Annotated in this window: 13 protein-coding genes; 7 read left to right on the plus strand and 6 right to left on the minus strand. The window is 65.4% G+C overall.

Annotated elements, in window-relative coordinates; translation table 11 throughout:
* Positions 1-140: 140 nt before the first annotated feature.
* From PWS46_RS22355 to PWS46_RS22365, 3 genes are all read left to right on the plus strand, one after another.
* Positions 141-1,175: an agmatine deiminase family protein gene (locus PWS46_RS22355; RefSeq protein ID WP_434623057.1), complete on the plus strand. Its 1,035-nt coding sequence runs from the start codon at positions 141-143 to the stop codon at positions 1,173-1,175.
* A 921-nt stretch (positions 1,176-2,096) separates the two neighbouring features.
* A complete protein-coding gene (locus PWS46_RS22360) occupies positions 2,097-2,840 on the plus strand; it encodes a hypothetical protein (RefSeq protein ID WP_434623058.1) in 744 nt (247 codons plus the stop codon).
* On the plus strand, positions 2,818-3,072 hold the full coding sequence (locus PWS46_RS22365) for a DUF3768 domain-containing protein (protein WP_434623059.1): 255 nt from the start codon (positions 2,818-2,820) through the stop codon (positions 3,070-3,072). The genes PWS46_RS22360 and PWS46_RS22365 overlap by 23 nt, the downstream gene beginning before the upstream one ends.
* 13 nt (positions 3,073-3,085) lie before the next feature.
* Here PWS46_RS22365 and PWS46_RS22370 read toward each other — a convergent pair whose 3' ends face one another.
* Positions 3,086-4,264 carry an MFS transporter gene (locus PWS46_RS22370; RefSeq protein WP_434623060.1) on the minus strand — a complete coding sequence of 393 codons (1,179 nt, stop codon included), beginning with the start codon at positions 4,262-4,264 and terminating at the stop codon, positions 3,086-3,088.
* Between the two features lie 202 nt (positions 4,265-4,466).
* Here PWS46_RS22370 and PWS46_RS22375 point away from each other — a divergent pair, with 202 nt between their 5' ends.
* A complete protein-coding gene (locus tag PWS46_RS22375; RefSeq protein WP_434623061.1) occupies positions 4,467-6,365 on the plus strand; it encodes an AI-2E family transporter in 1,899 nt (632 codons plus the stop codon).
* On the opposite strand, the gene PWS46_RS22380 is transcribed toward PWS46_RS22375, so the two are convergent.
* The 5 genes from PWS46_RS22380 to PWS46_RS22400 are packed head-to-tail and all read right to left on the minus strand — an operon-like array spanning position 6,366 to position 10,710.
* The gene (locus PWS46_RS22380; protein ID WP_434623062.1) at positions 6,366-7,154 is read right to left on the minus strand and encodes a GGDEF domain-containing protein; all 789 of its coding nucleotides are present in this window, start codon (positions 7,152-7,154) and stop codon (positions 6,366-6,368) included.
* The gene (locus PWS46_RS22385; RefSeq protein WP_434623063.1) at positions 7,151-8,053 is read right to left on the minus strand and encodes a sensor histidine kinase; all 903 of its coding nucleotides are present in this window, start codon (positions 8,051-8,053) and stop codon (positions 7,151-7,153) included. Before PWS46_RS22385 ends, PWS46_RS22380 begins: the two co-directional genes overlap by 4 nt.
* A 20-nt stretch (positions 8,054-8,073) precedes the next feature.
* Positions 8,074-8,448 (minus strand): biofilm regulation phosphoprotein SiaC, encoded by a 375-nt coding sequence (siaC, locus tag PWS46_RS22390; RefSeq protein ID WP_434623064.1) that lies wholly within the window; start codon positions 8,446-8,448, stop codon positions 8,074-8,076.
* Positions 8,449-8,468: 20 nt separating this feature from the next.
* A complete protein-coding gene (locus PWS46_RS22395) occupies positions 8,469-9,014 on the minus strand; it encodes a SiaB family protein kinase (protein ID WP_149273278.1) in 546 nt (181 codons plus the stop codon).
* A 19-nt stretch (positions 9,015-9,033) separates the two neighbouring features.
* Entirely contained in the window at positions 9,034-10,710 is a 1,677-nt protein-coding gene (locus PWS46_RS22400; RefSeq protein ID WP_434623065.1) for a SpoIIE family protein phosphatase, read from the minus strand.
* A 477-nt stretch (positions 10,711-11,187) separates the two neighbouring features.
* Between PWS46_RS22400 and PWS46_RS22405 the strand changes: the two genes are divergently transcribed.
* From PWS46_RS22405 to polA, 3 genes are all read left to right on the plus strand, one after another.
* Positions 11,188-12,024 carry a substrate-binding periplasmic protein gene (locus PWS46_RS22405; protein WP_434623067.1) on the plus strand — a complete coding sequence of 279 codons (837 nt, stop codon included), beginning with the start codon at positions 11,188-11,190 and terminating at the stop codon, positions 12,022-12,024.
* A 117-nt stretch (positions 12,025-12,141) separates the two neighbouring features.
* Entirely contained in the window at positions 12,142-12,906 is a 765-nt protein-coding gene (locus PWS46_RS22410; protein ID WP_434623068.1) for a response regulator transcription factor, read from the plus strand.
* Positions 12,907-12,991: 85 nt separating this feature from the next.
* Positions 12,992-15,910 (plus strand): DNA polymerase I, encoded by a 2,919-nt coding sequence (polA, locus tag PWS46_RS22415; RefSeq protein WP_434623069.1) that lies wholly within the window; start codon positions 12,992-12,994, stop codon positions 15,908-15,910.
* Positions 15,911-16,005 lie beyond the last annotated feature (95 nt).

A 16,005-nucleotide genomic window follows, 5' to 3' on the forward strand; every position in this document is an offset into this window, starting at 1 on the left:
ATTGCCAAACGCGCATTCCCGTGGTTAGGGTGGATCGGGACGGAAAATGTCCCGGTCTTGCGGTTTTGAGGCCCGGCAATTCGGGTCACGCGGCCGTCGCGACGGGCAGGGACTTTTAAAAAGGGTAGGGGGATCGACGCATGACGACACCGAACGCCCCGATGCCGACGGGCCAAGGCTTCCACATGCCCGGCGAATGGGCGCGCCACAGCGGCTGCTGGATGGCGTGGCCGTGCCGGCCGGAAACCTGGCCGGAGGGTGCCTTCGACGCCGCGTGCGACGCCTACGCCGAGGTCGCGCAGGCCATCTCCCGCTTCGAGCCGGTGACGATGGTGTGCGACCCGGCGGATGTGGCGGAGGCCTCGCTCGCCTGCGGTGCCGGCGTCCAGATTCTGCCGCTGCCCATCAGCGATTCCTGGATCCGCGACACCGGCCCCAGCTTCGTCATCGACGGCAAGGGCGGGCTGGCCGGCGTCCATTGGGGCTTCAACGCCTGGGGCGGCAATTACGAGGGCTGCGAGAAGGACCAGCAGGTCGGCCGCCTGATCCTCGACCACCTCAAGCTTCCCTGCTTTTCCGCGCCGCTGGTGATGGAGGGCGGCTCCTTCCATGTGGACGGGGAGGGGACGCTGATCACCACCGAGCAATGCCTGCTCAACCCCAACCGCAATCCCGGCCTGTCGCGCGAGGAGATCGAGCGGCAGTTGAAGCACCATCTCGGCGTCGAGACGGTGATCTGGCTGGGGCAGGGCTATCAGGACGACGAGACCGACGGCCACATCGACGAGATTGCGCTGTTCGTGCGCCCCGGTGTGGTGATGGCGATCACCACCGACGATCCCGGCGATCCCAATTTCAAGATCTTCCAGGACAATCTCGACCGGCTGAAGCGCGCCCGCGACGCGAAGGGCCGCGAACTTGAGGTCATCCCGATCCAGCAACCGGCCCGCCGCGACGTGAACGGGGTGCGCCTGACCCTGTCATACACCAACCTCTACATCGCCAACGGCGGCATCGTGATGCCGGCCTTCGAGGATCCGGCCGACGACGAAGCCTACCGCGTCGTTCGCAAAGCCTTTCCCGACCGCGAGGTGGTGCAGATCGCGGCCCTCGACATCGTTCGAGGGGGCGGGGGCATCCACTGCATCACCCAGCAGCAGCCGGCCGCTTCATAAAATAGTGAAAATAATGGAATTTTACAGAAGCAAGGCTGAAGTGCCCTGTTGCGACCTTGTTGCGGGGTCTTGATGTCAGAAGGCGAGGCGGCAACGCTGGCGGTGTGCAAGGAGATTGGGGACGGGCTCTTGATCTGGCGCGATAGCAAGAACCTGTTCTGGCAGGTGCGTGCCTACGTGCCCGGCACATGCCGCCACGTCCGGCAAAGCCTCAGGACCACCGACATTCACACCGCTGTCGTAGAGGCGCGCCCATCAACGCCGTCACATCCGGGGATTGCCGATCCTATTTCGCTGCCGCTGGCTATGAACCAGAATGATCGGAATTCGCTCCAGTAGGTTTACCACTGCCATGCAGCCCTACTCACCGCCTTCGAAATCTTCAATCGCTTGAACGAGCCCATTCTACTGGAGGCAGTTGGCACGCGCTTATATCCCCTGGAATCGATCCGCGCTTTCGAGGTGTCATGAACCATTTTCAACAGAAGGAATGTCCAGAGGGCATCGAGGTATAGACTACTATTGGGAATGTGGAAGCTGGTGCAAAACTCTGAGCTGTGGAACCCAGAACAAGACAGATTGCAATTATAACATGGCAAGCGCGCTATCGGTATGTCAAAGAGCTTATTGGGTTGGTGTGGGGCTTTTTTGATCTGTGGCAAGAGAACGGCATGAACTGATCTGCAATAACGGGCGTGTTTTGCTCGACTGAAATACAATTAAAGTATTGTTTGTAAATCAGCGGAACTTCCGGAAGAAATACAAAAATCAATTGTATGTTAGGTTCAGGAAAAAAGAAAATGGGTGCAGGATGGGTTGCTGTTCATCGCAATCCTATGTACATTGAAAAGTACGGTGATAAACTTGGATGCGATTTCCAGTCCAATCGGCAGTTTGAATTTATGTGAGTGAGCGCCGGCAATGTTTTACTACTTTGGCAGAAAAAAGCAAACGGCCAAGCATTACCCGAAGCCAATCTACGACAAGATTATAGAACCTTTTGCCGGATCGGCCGCTTACAGCCTTCTCGGAAGCAATTGGGAAAAGGAGATATTCCTGATTGAGAAGGATAAACGCGTTGCAGACATCTGGCATTGGCTTATTGGTGAAGCCACTCCTGAGAAGATATCGGCTCTTCCCGATTTGACCGTCGGCGAGAAATCAACCGAATTCCTTCATATTATACATGCTGTCACCAAGATGGCGTTCGCTTACAAAACGATCAAGGCAACCCCGGTTTTGATTAGAAATTGGGAAATAAGTAAACGTCACATGGCCGAAAATCTTCATAAAGTCAAGCATTGGAAAATTGTATGTGGTGACTACAGCTCGGCGCCAGCTGAGGAGGCGACTTGGTTTATTGATCCGCCATACCAGAATCAAGGGAAACTTGGCTACGCTTGGTCAGCTGCAATGTTGGATTACACAGAGCTTGCCAGATGGGTTAAATCGAGGAAGGGGCAGGTGATTTGCTGCGAGGGAGGAGAAGCAAATTACCTTCCATTCCGCCCATTGGTCATCAATAAGGGGGTCGCCGGAAGGCAAAGCAAAGAGCTTCTTTATTATAAAGTCTGCGGGGATGTAGAGGAGAGGGGCATACAGGCCCAATTGCGCGACCATGACAGTGCGAGACAGGCGGATCATGTGGAAGATCGACCACTATGATCCCACGATGACCCATCTATCGTCCGATGCGTCTGATGCCGCCGATCCCATCTCGGCCATGCGGGTGCTGACAATCATGCCGGCAAACGGGTATCCGTGGCTGTTCCGGTTCCGATCTCGTGCCGGCACAATGTTGCGAACTGACAAAATGGTCGGATCGATCCTCCCCAATCAACAGATTAGCTTCAGTGAAGTCCGCCACTGCATCACGCAACGGCAGCCGCTTCCATAGAATATCCGGCGGCTCAGGCCGCGATGGCGGGAGACGGCCGCAAGGCGCGGCGCGCCAGTTCGAACGGGATCAGTCCGATGGCGACGAGCGCCAGCAGCGCACAGCCGAACTCGACTGTGACGAGGTCGCTGCCGGTCCGGTCGCGGATCAGACCGGCCATCATCTGGATCAGGGTCATCAGGATATAGAAGACGGTCATGAACCAGCCAAGCGACCAGGCTGTGTCGGCCGGGTCGGCATGCCGGGCGGGCAGGGCCAGGATGCCGCCGGCCGGCAGGCCAAGGAACAGGCCGGCGATGATGCAGCTCGCCACCGGCGGCGCCCCCAGGCTGAAGGCGGTCCCCGCCGCCGCGGCACCCAGCGATCCGACTGCAACCGGCAGCAGCGGCCAGCGGAAACGGTCGGTCAGCAGCCCACCCAGCGGCATGGTGGCCATGGTCACCCACACGGTCAAACTGACGGTGCCCGACGCCTCGGTCACCGACATGCCGGTGGAGGCCAGCAGGGCGGGCGCATAGGTCAGGAAAATCACCTGTCCGACATTGTAGGCGGTCCAGATGATGCCGGCGAGCGTGGGAAGGATGCTCTGCCGCCGGAGGATCAGGCGCAGGCTCGGCATGCTCCGCCTTGCGACGACGGTGCCGGACGGTGAGCGGTAGGTCAGCCCGACCAGAACCGCCACCGTCAGGCAGACCAGCGTCGTCAGATGGCAGGCCCACCGCCAGGATGCAGCCTCCGCGATCGCCGGGAAAAGCGCCAGCGCGACGGCCAGCCCGAACTGCCAGCTGATGAACACGATGGACAGCGCCGTCGACAGCTCGCGGTCGCGGAACCATTCGGCCACCATCGCCGACACCAGCACGCTGAGCACCGCGTTGCCGGCCCCGCCGAGCAGGCGCCCGGCCAGGGCGGTGCCGTAATCGTGGCTGACCGAAAACAGAGCGCTGCCTCCGGCCAGCAGGAGCAGGCTGAAAACCGCCAGCCGCTTCAACCCGAACCGGCTGCTCAGCATGCCGGCCGGCAGGGCCATCACGATCCCCGGCAGCATGAACAGCCCCATCAGCTGGCCCATGGCGGCATAGTCGCTGTTCAAATCCAGTCGCGCAAATGGCATCAGAGCGCCAAGCATCTGGAATTCCAGCGCCATGCAGGTGCGGGCAATGAACAGGATGGCAAGAATGAACCAGCGCATGGTCGTCGCGTCCCCTGTCCACCGTGATTGCCCGCGTCCCCGTGCCGAAGATGCCACCGAAACACGCCTTGTCCAGCGCCCTTACCGGATCGGTGTCTTGCCCGCGAATTGCCCGTGCCTCCTGGAAGCGCGGCGGTAGGGAACGTGGCGGCACGGCCGGTGTTCCTGTCGGGCATTCACCCTTCCGGAAAGCCCGACGATCATGGCCGAGGACACCGCCCGCCGGCTGCAGGCACGCCCAATCGCGGTGACGAAGGCCGCTCCGCCCGTCTCCACCCAGACCATCCTGCTCATCATCACGCTGATCGTGGTGACGCTGTATCTGGCGGCGGACATCCTGATGCCGATCGCGCTGGCGGTGCTGCTCGGCTTCGTGCTGACGCCCATCGTCAGCCGGCTGGAGCGCTGGCGCCTCGGCCGGGTGCCGTCGGTGCTGGCGGTGGTGGTTCTGCTGTTCCTCGCCATCATCGGCTTCGGCGCGGTGGTCGGCAGCCAACTCGGCGATCTGGCCGACAATCTGCCGACCTATCAGCGCAACATCCACACCAAGATCGAATCCCTGCGCAGCGCCACCGCCTCGACCGGCGACCGCGGCGCCATCAAGCAGGCGACCGAAGCCTTCCGCGATCTCAAGCAGGAACTGGAGAACGCAACCGGCAACGCGCCGGCCGAGCAGCAAGGTTCCACGGCCGCGCCCACCTCTCCGCAGGCCGGCTCCGCCACCCCGCCGCGCCGCGAACCCGTGCCCGTGCGCATCGACCAGTCCGACACCGGCGTGTTCGACCTCGCCAGCCGGGTTCTCGGCCCGGCGATGACGCCCATCGCCACCGCCGGCATGGTGCTGGTCTTCACCATCTTCATGCTGCTGAAGCGGGAGGATCTGCGCGACCGCCTGATCCGTCTGGTCGGGTCCGGCGATCTCAGCCGCACGACGGAGGCGATGAACGACGCCGGCGAGCGGGTCAGCCGCTATCTGCTGATGCAGGTGGTGGTGAACGTCACCTACGGCATTCCCATCGGCGTCGGGCTGTGGCTGCTGGGCGTGCCGAACCCGCTGCTGTGGGGGTTGCTGGCGACGGCCCTTCGCTTCATCCCGTTCCTGGGGCCGGTGATTGCGTCGGCCTTTCCGATCCTGCTGTCCTTCGCGGTCGACACCGGCTGGACCCTGCCGCTGCTGTGCATCGCCCTGTTCGTGGCGGTGGAGCTGTTCTCCAACAATGTGGTGGAGCCCTGGCTCTACGGCACGGCGACCGGCCTGTCCTCACTCGCCATCATCGTCGCGGCGGTGGTGTGGACGACGCTGTGGGGACCCGTCGGGCTGCTGCTGGCGACGCCGCTGACGGTGTGCCTTGTCGTGCTGGGGCGCCATGTGCCGCAGCTGCATTTCCTTGAGGTGATGCTGGGCGACCGCCCCGTCCTGCCCGACGAGGCGAAGGTGTACCAGCGCCTGCTGGCCCGGGACCCCACCGAGGCGACGGAGCTTGCCGAGGAGCGGCTCGGCGCCTGCAGCCCGGTCGAACTGGCCGACGGCCTGCTGCTTCCCGCCCTGTCGCTGGCCGAGCAGGACCGCCAGCGCGGCAGCCTGAACCCGGATGGCCGGCAGGCGGTGGCGGAGGGCATGGCGAGCCTGCTGGACGAGCTGAGCGAGACAGCCGTAACCGCCGACCCGGCGCGGCGCGTTCTCTGCGTCGCTGCCCGCAACAATCTGGACGAAGCGGCGGCCGGGGTTCTCGCCTATCTGCTGATCGGCCGCGGTACCCATGCCGATGTCGTCCCCTGCGAGAAGGCGTCGTCGCGCGCCATCGCCAGCCTCGGCACCGCGGGTGTGGATGCGGTGGTGCTGTCCTCTCTCAATCCCTCGGCTCTCGGCCATTGCCGGCGGATGCTGCGCCGCCTGCGCCTGCATTTCGGCCCGCGCGTGCCGATCCTGCTCTGCCTGTGGAGCGCCCATCCGGAAGCCGAGGTCCCGGAGCGCGCCAGTGCCGAGACCGACGCCAATCTGGTCGCCACCGACATGGCCGGCGCCCTGGCGCAGTTGGAGGAATTGAATATCGGCGTGGTTGCGGCCCCGGCTCCCGAGCCAACTTTTCCGCAGCCTTAGTCAGGCCGCCGCGGCCCACCTGTTCCGTCCGGCGCGCTTGGCGATGTACAGCGCATCGTCGGCCGCCTGGATGCAGGCATCGGCCGTCCGCCCCTCGCGATAGGCGGCGACGCCCAGGCTCAGGGTGACGGCGATGTCGTGTTCCTGATACGCGATGGGATGGCGGGCGATGATGTCTCGCAGCTTTTCCGCCACCGCTTCGGCCTGGACCTGATCGGTGTCGGGCAACAGGATCAGGAACTCCTCGCCGCCCCAGCGGGCGCACAAATCGTGCCCGCGCAGGTTCCGCCGCAGCAGGCCGGCGACTTCAACCAGAACATGGTCGCCTGCGGCATGGCCGAAGGCGTCGTTCACATCCTTGAAATGGTCGATGTCCAGCATGATCAGCGCGAAGCAGCCGCCGTTGCGGCCGACACGGCACAGCTCCGCCTCCAGCCGTTCGATCATCTGGCGGCGGTTGGGCAGGTCGGTCAGCGGATCGGTCTGAGAGGCGGCGTGCAGCGCCCGCGCCATCTGGCGGGTGTCGGTCTGCATGCGATCGCTGATCTTGGCGATCTTGGTCAGCTGCCGCATCAGCTTCAGATGGTCGTCGGCGAGCGCGCGGAATTCCCTCATCAGCGGATGGTCGGCGTAATCCGGGTTCTCCGCAAGGCGGGCGAGCCAGTCCTGGATCTTCTGTTCCTGCAGCATCATGCCCACCGTTCCCCGCCGCAAGGCCCAGCGTCTGGGCAAACCCGTCACCGTCGCGCCCTCAAGCCCGGTGCCGGCGGATTTCCGATCGCCGGTCACGACGCCTCTCCCGCCACCGGAGCCGCCGCGGTTGCCCGGACCTCGGCCCGCGGCACCGGCAGCCGGACGGTAAAGGCCGATCCCCGCCCCAGCTCGCTCGTCATCGAGATGCCGCCGCCGTGATTGTCCACGATGCAGCGGGCAAGGTGGAGCCCCAGGCCGGCACCGGTCGTCCCTGCGGCATTGGACGCACGGAAATACTTGTCGAACAGCCGGGCCGCGTCGGCCGCATTGACGCCGATTCCCTCGTCTGTGATTCCCACCGTGACCTGGCCCTCGCCGGATGAGAGGTCGACACGGATCGTCCCCCCGTTCGGCGAGTATTTGACAGCGTTCTCCAGCAGGTTGGAAAACACAATTGCCAAAAGGTCGCGGTCGCCGGGGATCGGGAGCGGGCGGTCGGCGCCATGCAGCTCGACCCGGTGGCCGCAGGCCGACGCCCCCACCTCCCCCACCAGCGCGGTCAGCATCGCCGCGAGGTCGAAGGCCATCGGCCGCGCCGCCGCAGTGCCCAGCCGGTCGTTGGTCAGGCAGCGTTCGATCAGGTGCAGCATCCGCTGGACCGCGTTGCGGATCTTGCCCACCCGCGGCATCGCCGAAGCCGGCAGCTTCGGCTCAAGCTCCAGCATCTGCGAGGCGCTGTCGATGATCGCCAGCGGCGTGCGGAATTCGTGGCTGACCATCAGCACGAACTGGCGCTGCTGGAGCGCCATTTCCTTGGTCTCGGTCTGAAGGCGGTCGCTGATCTTGGCGATCTTGCGGAACTGGCGCAAAAGCTTGCCGTGCCGTTCCGCCAGCGTCTGGAATTCCGCCAGCAGCGGGTTGTCGGCATTGGCCGGATCCTCGGCCAGCCGCTGAACCCACTGACGAAGCTCCTGTTCCTGCGACCGCATCGTCATCCCGGGTGCTCAGTGCGCTATCAGTGCGCCAGAATTTCGAAAGGCAGCGACACGTCCTCGGCGAATTCCTCGGCCATGTCGAGCGCACGGTCGTTGTCGCTGTCGTAATGCCAGCGCACCGACACCGTCTGCCCGTTCTGGTGGGCGCCGTCCAGCATCTCCAGCACGTCGATCATGCATTTGATGCTGCTCGTGTTGAGATAGCTCAGCCCGATGTCCAGCACCACCGCCTGGGAGGGGGCCTTCAGATACTCCTCCAGCCAGCTGAACACCGGCGCATAGAAGTCGAAGGAATTCTCCGGATAGGATTCGCCTTCGATGCGCAGCAGCCCGGCCGCCGGATCGAAATCGATCAGGGGCGAGCAGGAGGTTGCCTCGATCCGCAAACTGTCCATTATGCGTGTTCCGTGATTTCTTATAGCTGGACTTCAAGGCTGAAGAAGAAATAGGCGTCGTCCACGGCGCGCAGCGAATATTCCAGCGGCCGGGTGGCCTTGCGCGCCATGTCGATCAGCCCCAGGCCGGCGCCGCTGGCGCCCGGTTCGCGCGGCTTGCGCGACTGTTCCTTGTAGACCGCCTTGAGGCCGGCCTTGTCCAGCCCGCGCAGCTTCTCCAGCATCGCCGACAGGCCGGGAACGTCGTCCGCCTCCACCAGATTGCCGGAGCTGACGACGTAATGGTCGCCGTCCTTGCCAATCACGACGATGCCGCTGTTGGCCGGGATCGGCCGGCCCAGCGCTTCGCGCGACGCCGTGTAGTTGCGGACGTTCTGCGCCTGCTCCACATAGACGGAGAAGACGTCCATGATCGCCGACTTCTCGATCCGCTCATTTTCCAGGTGGTTGCGGACGGCCTTGCCCAGCTCCTCGATGACGCTGTGGCTGAAGGGGCCGCTGAAGCAGATCAGCAGCTTCTGCCGCGACAGCAGCTCCTGCAGGTTGAAGAGTTCGTTGCCTTTCATCGTACCTTGACGACCTGCCTTACGGGTGGACGGGGTGGGATGAGGATGCGTCGGCAAGCGTTACCATGGCCGGCGCCGAATTGGTCGGGGAAACGGTGAAGCCGACCAGCGTGATGTCGTCGCGCTGGGCCCGCTCGCCCTGATGCTCGGCCAGGGCCTGCGCGAACGCCGTCCGGCGCTCTGCCATCGGGATCGTCGCGTGCTCCAGCAGCATGGTGCTGAAGCGCCGGTTGCCGAAGCCGAAGCCGCGGGCGCCGCCCGCCTGGTCGAGGAAGCCGTCGGTGGTCAGGTAGAAGCTGCGGCCCGGCGCCAGCTCCACCCGGTGGGTGGCGAAGCGGTGGCCGATGTCGGAACGGCGATAGCCCAGGCTCTGCGCGTCGCCTTTGACCTCGGCGACCTTGTCCGCGCCGGCATCGACGATGTGCAGGCCGATCCGGCCGCCGGCGAACAGCAGGTCGCCCTGGTCCGGCCGCACCAGGCACAGCCCGATGTCCAGCCCGTTGTCGAAGCGCGGGTTGTCGCGCCCACGGGCCAGCGCTGCGCGCACCATGCGGTTCAGCCCGCCCAGGATCGCCGCCGGATCACTGTCCGGCGTTTCCGACAGCACATGGTCCAGGATGGCCGACACCGTCATCGTCATGAAGGCGCCCGGCACGCCATGGCCGGAACAGTCGGCGACGCCGATCAGGAAGCCGCCGTCCTCGAATTCGCGGAAGATGTGGAAATCGCCGCCCACCACGTCGCGCGGCCGCCACAGCACGCACAAGCCCTCCAGCCGCCGCGCCATTTCGCGCTCGTCGGGCAGGATGGCCGATTGCAGAAGGCTGGCATACTGGATGCTGTCCATCACCTGCCGGTTGACCACCGCCAGCTGCTCGTTGGACTGCCGCAGTTCCTCCGTCCGTTCGGCGACGCGCTGTTCCAGCCGCTCGGTATAGTCGTGGACGGTTTCCGCCATATGGTTGAAAGCGACGGTCAGCTGACCGATCTCGTCGGAGCGGCTGTTGCGCAGGCGCACGCGGTAATCGCCGGCGGCGATGGCCCCGGCCGACCGGGTCAGCCGGGCGAGCGGCGCCAGAACCAGCCGGTTCAGCAGCACGCTGATCATGCCGATGACGGCCAGCAGCGAGAAGAAGACCAGACCGGCCATCGGCGCCAGCGCGGTCATGGTGGCGCTTTCCGCCTCCTCCAGCGAATAGGTCATGCGCAGCAGGCCGACCATCGTGCGCTCGCCGTTGCTGTCGGACATGTGGATCTTGCGTTCGACGGTCGCCAGTTCGGCCCGCCCCGCCGGCCGGTCCAGCTCCACCAGCGGTTCGCCATGGCTGCCGCGCCCGCCGGTCGCCGCCCACACCTTGACGCTGCGCACCGCCGGATCCTCGGCCATCAGGCCGCGGATCATCGCCTCGACGGCGCGGGTGTCGAACTCCCAAACCGCCTGCCCCATGGCCGAGGCCTGCAGCGTGCCGACCAGCGTCGCGCGGTGGGTCAGCGCGTCGCGCTGCTGCCGGCCGACCAGCACGGACGACACGCCCATGGCGATCAGCCCGACCAGCAGCGTGCAGCCGACGATCATCAGAATGACGCGAGTCAGCAGGGAGGATCCGCCGGTGCGGGTGACCTCGTCACCCGATCCGCGGGGGCCGGCGCCGCGAAGCGTATAGGATTCGGTGTCGTCCCATCCTGTGACGCTCATCCACATCCTCCTGACCCGGCCGATCGGGGCCTTTGCGTTCATGGCGGGTTTCATGCCACCCCGGGCCCGGAGGTCCGGGGATGCGGTAGTCCCATTTCCATCAGTAAATCCACCCTCGCGTGCAACGTGCCGACAGTCATCGAGCCAGCCGGCGGGGATCATGCGAGTGGCCGTTGAGCCTATCCATAGCACGATCGAATTACTCAGTCCTGAAATAACATTTGGCAAAGGGGTGTTCATTGTCGGAGTGGCCGGAAAAATGGGAACGACCGGCAACGGCCGGCGACCAATCCCAACCAAATGCGACGAACTGTAACATACGCCCCGGTCAAGTCGTCGAAGCCTTTGTCGGACGCGGGAATTTCCGTGGACGGACGCGCCGTCGTCCATGCTACTTTCCGGGACGGACGGCCTCCGGGCTGGTCGCGGCGGTTGCGGCGGACCTGATCCGAGCTTGGCAAGGACGGAGTGCGAAGGATGGCGTTCGGTGTTCGTGCATTCGCCGCCGCGGGGAACCTTGCGGCCTGCCTTGGTCTTTTCATCGGCATCGTCTCCGCGGCTCTGCCCGCGGCGGCCCGACCGGTGACGATCCTGGCGCCGGAACTGCCGCCGATGATGACCGCCGACGGCACCGGGCGCGAGGCGTCCATCATCAAGGAGACCCTGGCCGCCTGCGGACATGAGGCGCACTTCAAGGTTGTCCCGTTCGGCCGCCATTGGAACGATTACCGCGACGGCGTCCAGGCGGGCGGGCAGGTCGATGCCGTTACCACCGTGCCGGCGGGAATGGAAATGCCGGGGTTCCGCTCCGTCCCCTATATCCTCTACCGGAACGGCGCTTCGGTGCTGAAAAGCAGCGGGCTGACGGTGCGGTCGCTGGCCGATCTGGCGGGCAAGCGGGTCATTACCTTTTCCGGCGCGCCGGACGTGCTGCCGGGCCTGCGCGCCGCGATCCCCAGCTTCGGCGATTTCCGCGAGCGCGCCGACCAGATGGTGCATTCCAACCTGCTGTTCGCCGGCCGGGTGGACGCGGTGCTGGCCGACGGCCTGATCTTCGCCGAGTACAACCGTCAGCTTCAGGAAAAGGCGAAATCGGCCGGCGGGCTGCCGTTCGACCCGGCTCAGCCGGTGCTATTCACCGCCATCTTCCCGCCGACGCCCTACAGCGTGGTCTTCCGTGACGAATCGCTGCGCGCCGACTTCGACCGCTGCTTTGCCGAGCTGAAGGCGAAGGGCCGCATCGACGCCATCGACCGCGAGTGGGTTGCCCGCTATGCCGCGACGGTCGGCGACCGCTACCTGCCCAATAGGTAAAGCGTTGGAACCGATGTTGCGCGGCCTCGTTCATTCCAGTCGTCCGATAGGGTTTGCGTAACCCGCTCAGGCGTTTAAGATAACCTCATACGAATGTGAATGGGGGCGTGAGGCGTCGTGGCCCGGATCATTGTGGTCGAGGACGAAGCCGACCTTCGTGACGATCTTGTCGAATATCTCGACCGTTGCGGCTTCGAGGTGCGGGGTGCGTCGCGCGGTGCGGAACTGGACCGGCTGCTGGAGGCAGGGCCGGCCGACGTGATCGTGCTCGACATCAACCTGCCGGATGAGGATGGCTTTTCGGTCGCCCGCCGCATCCGTGCCGGCTCGCCGGCCGCCATCATCATGCTGACGGCGCGCTCCAGCCTGATCGACCGCGTCATCGGGCTGGAGCTTGGCGCCGACGTCTATCTGGTCAAGCCGGTCGATTTCCGCGAGGTGGAGGCGCAGGTCAAGGCGCTGATGCGCCGGATGCAGAAGGGCGCCGAGTCGCCGCCCGCCGCGGAACAGGCCCAGCCGTCTCCCGCCGCCGCCGGCGCACCGGGCGCGGACCCGCGCAAGGCGTGGCTGTTCGACGACATCGAATGGCGCATCCAGCCGCCGACCGGCGCTGCCGTTCCGCTGACCGCGACGGAGTACAAGTTCCTCTCGCTGCTGGTCACCGCGCCCGGCGAGGCGGTGAGCCGTCAGGACATTTCCCTGGCGCTGACGGGCCGCGACTGGGACCCCTACAGCCGTTCCATCGACTCGCTGGTCCGCCGCCTGCGCATCAAGGTGGAGGAGCGCAGCGGCTGCGCCCTGCCGGTCCAGGCGGTGCACGGCGTCGGCTATGCCTTCGTCGGCCCGGTGGTGACCAGTGCGGTGGAGGACAGCGCCGGCTGAGGGCATTCTACCCCGGTCTCGGCACTCGACTCCCGGCCCTCCTTCGGCGATGGTAGCGCCCGCAAGGAAGGGACGAGAGACCACCATGACTGAAGCCACCGCCTCCGAGAACGCCGCGACCGAAGCCAAGGCCACCACCGGCGGCACCACGTCGGGCGGCGATGGCAGCGGCCTGTATCTGGTCGACGGGTCGGGCTTCATCTTCCGCGCCTTCCACGCGCTGCCGATGCTGACGCGGCCGGACGGCACGCCGGTCAACGCGGTGCTCGGATTCTCCAACATGCTGCTGAAGCTGCTGGCGGATGCCAAGGCGGAAGCCGTGGCGGTGGTCTTCGACAGCAAGCGGCTGAATTTCCGCAACGAGTTCTATCCCGACTACAAGGCCCACCGCCCGGAACCGCCGGAGGAGCTGAAGCCGCAGTTCGCCTTGATCCGTGAGGCGACGGAGGCCTTCTGCCTGCCCTGCCTGGAGCTGGAGGGCTTCGAGGCCGACGACCTGATCGCCACCTACGCCCGTCTGGCGCAGGAGGCCGGCCGCCCGGTTACCATCGTGTCGTCGGACAAGGACCTGATGCAACTGGTCCGTCCCGGCGTCGGCATGTTCGATCCGATGAAGAACAAGACCATCGGCCCCGACGAGGTGTTCGAGAAATTCGGCGTGCCGCCGGACAAGGTGGTGGATGTGCAGGCGCTGGCCGGCGACAGCGTCGACAATGTCCCCGGCGTGCCCGGCATCGGCGTGAAGACCGCCGCCCAACTGATCACCGAGTACGGCGACCTGGAAGCCCTGCTGGCGAACGCCGAGAAGATCAAGCAGCCGGCCCGCCGCCAGAAGCTGATCGAGTTCGCCGATCTCGCCCGCATCTCCCGCCGTCTGGTCCTGCTGGACGATCAGGTGCCGCCGCCCAAGCCGCTGGACGAGCTGCGGGTGCGCGAACCTGACCATCAGCGTCTGATCGACTTCCTGAAGGCCCAGGGATTCCGCAGCATCGTCTCCCGCGTCGAGATGGAGATGCAGAAGGACGGCCGCATCGCCGACGGGGCCGGCGGCGCTCCCGCCTCCCCCGGTTCGGCCGCCACTCCCGCCGCAAGCTCTCCGGCTGCCGCCGCAAGCACGGTCGACGAAGACCGCCCGGCCCGCAAGACGGTGCTGCATGTGCCGGAGGTTCGCTATGAGCTGGTGCAGGACGCCGACGCGCTGCGCCGCTGGGTCGAGCGGGCGCGCGAGACCGGCGTGCTGGCGGTCGACACCGAGACCGACAGCCTGACCCCGGCCACCGCCACGCTGGTCGGCGTCTCGCTGTCCACCGAGCCCGGTATCGCCTGCTACATCCCGCTCGCCCATGGCGCCTCGACCGCCGCCGCCGGCCAGCTTGATTTCGACGCCCCGCCGCCGCCCAAGCAGATCCCGACCGACGAGGCGATGGCGATCCTGAAGGACGTGCTGGAGGATCCGTCGGTCCTCAAAGTCGGGCACAACTTCAAGTTCGACCACCAGCTGTTCGCCCGCAACGGCATCAAGGTCTCGCCGATCGACGACAGCATGCTGATCTCCTACGTGCTGGAGGGCGGGTCCCACGGCCACGGCATGGATGAGTTGGCGGAGTTGCACCTCGCCTACACGCCGATCCCCTTCAAGGAGGTCTGCGGCACCGGCAAGAACCAGATCACCTTCGACCGCGTGCCGCTGGACAAGGCACTGGCCTATGCCGCCGAGGACGCCGACATCACGCTGCGCCTGTGGACGCTGCTGAAGCCGCGGCTGGTCGACGACCGCATGGTCACAGTGTACGAGACTCTCGACCGTCCGCTGGTCCCGGTGGTGGCGGACATGGAGCGCGCCGGCGTCCACATCGACAAGAAGGCGCTGTCCGACCTGTCGCAGAGCCTGTCCGTCCGCCTCGCCGAGATCGAGAAGGACGTCCACGCCCTGGCCGGCCAGACCTTCAACATCGGCTCGCCCAAGCAGCTTGGCGAGATCCTGTTCGACACGCTGAAGCTCGGCACCGGCAAGAAGGGCAAGACCGGCGCCTATTCCACCGACAGCAGCGTGCTGGAGGAACTGGCGGAGCAGGGCCACACCATCGCCCAGCGCGTGCTCGACTGGCGCCAGCTCGCCAAGCTGAAAAGCACCTATACCGACGCGCTGCAGGAGAAGATCTCGCCGGTCACCGGCCGCGTCCACACCGCCTTCGCGCTGGCGGCGACCAACACCGGCCGCCTGTCCTCCACCGACCCCAACCTGCAGAACATCCCGGTGCGGACGGAGGAGGGCAAGAAGATCCGCCGCGCCTTCGTGGCATCCCCCGGCCACAAGCTGCTGAGCGTCGACTATTCGCAGATCGAGCTGCGTCTGGTGGCGGAGATGGCGAACATCCAGGCGTTGAAGGACGCCTTCCGCGACGGGCTGGACATTCACGCCGCCACCGCCGCCCAGGTCTTCGGCATCCCGCTGGAGCAGATGACGCCGGACATCCGCCGCAAGGCCAAGGCGATCAACTTCGGCATCATCTACGGCATCTCCGGCTTCGGCCTCGGCCGCCAGCTCGGCATCGCGCCGGGGGAGGCCAACGCCTTCATCAAGACCTATCTGGAGCGCTTCCACGAATTGAAGGTGTGGATGGAGGCGACCAAGGCCTTCGCTCGTCAGCACGGCTATGTGGTGACTCTGTTCGGCCGCCGCTGCTACATGCCCGGCATCCAGGAAAAGAACGCCGCCCGCCGAGCCTTCGCCGAGCGTCAGGCGATCAACGCCCCGATCCAGGGCACGGCCGCCGACATCATGAAGCGCGCGATGAACCGCATGCCGGGGGCACTGGCCGCTGCGGGCAGCAACGCGCGGATGCTGCTGCAAGTGCACGACGAATTGCTGTTCGAGGTGCCGGAAGCGGAGGCGGAGGACGCCGCGCGGATCGTGCGCGGGGTGATGGAGGGCGCTGCCCACCTCGGGGTTCCGCTGGTGGCCGAGGCGGGGATTGGGGACAATTGGGAAGAGGCGCACTGAGGGAAACTCTCTATCTTACTGGTTCTAATGCGAAAATTGAACGCTGATGAACCAGAAAGTTAAGCTTGAGTCGGTGCGTAGCCGTCATACACGCG

Origin of the sequence: Azospirillum sp. B2RO_4 (genome assembly GCF_051124815.1) — a bacterium.
Taxonomy (GTDB): Bacteria; Pseudomonadota; Alphaproteobacteria; order Azospirillales; family Azospirillaceae; genus Azospirillum.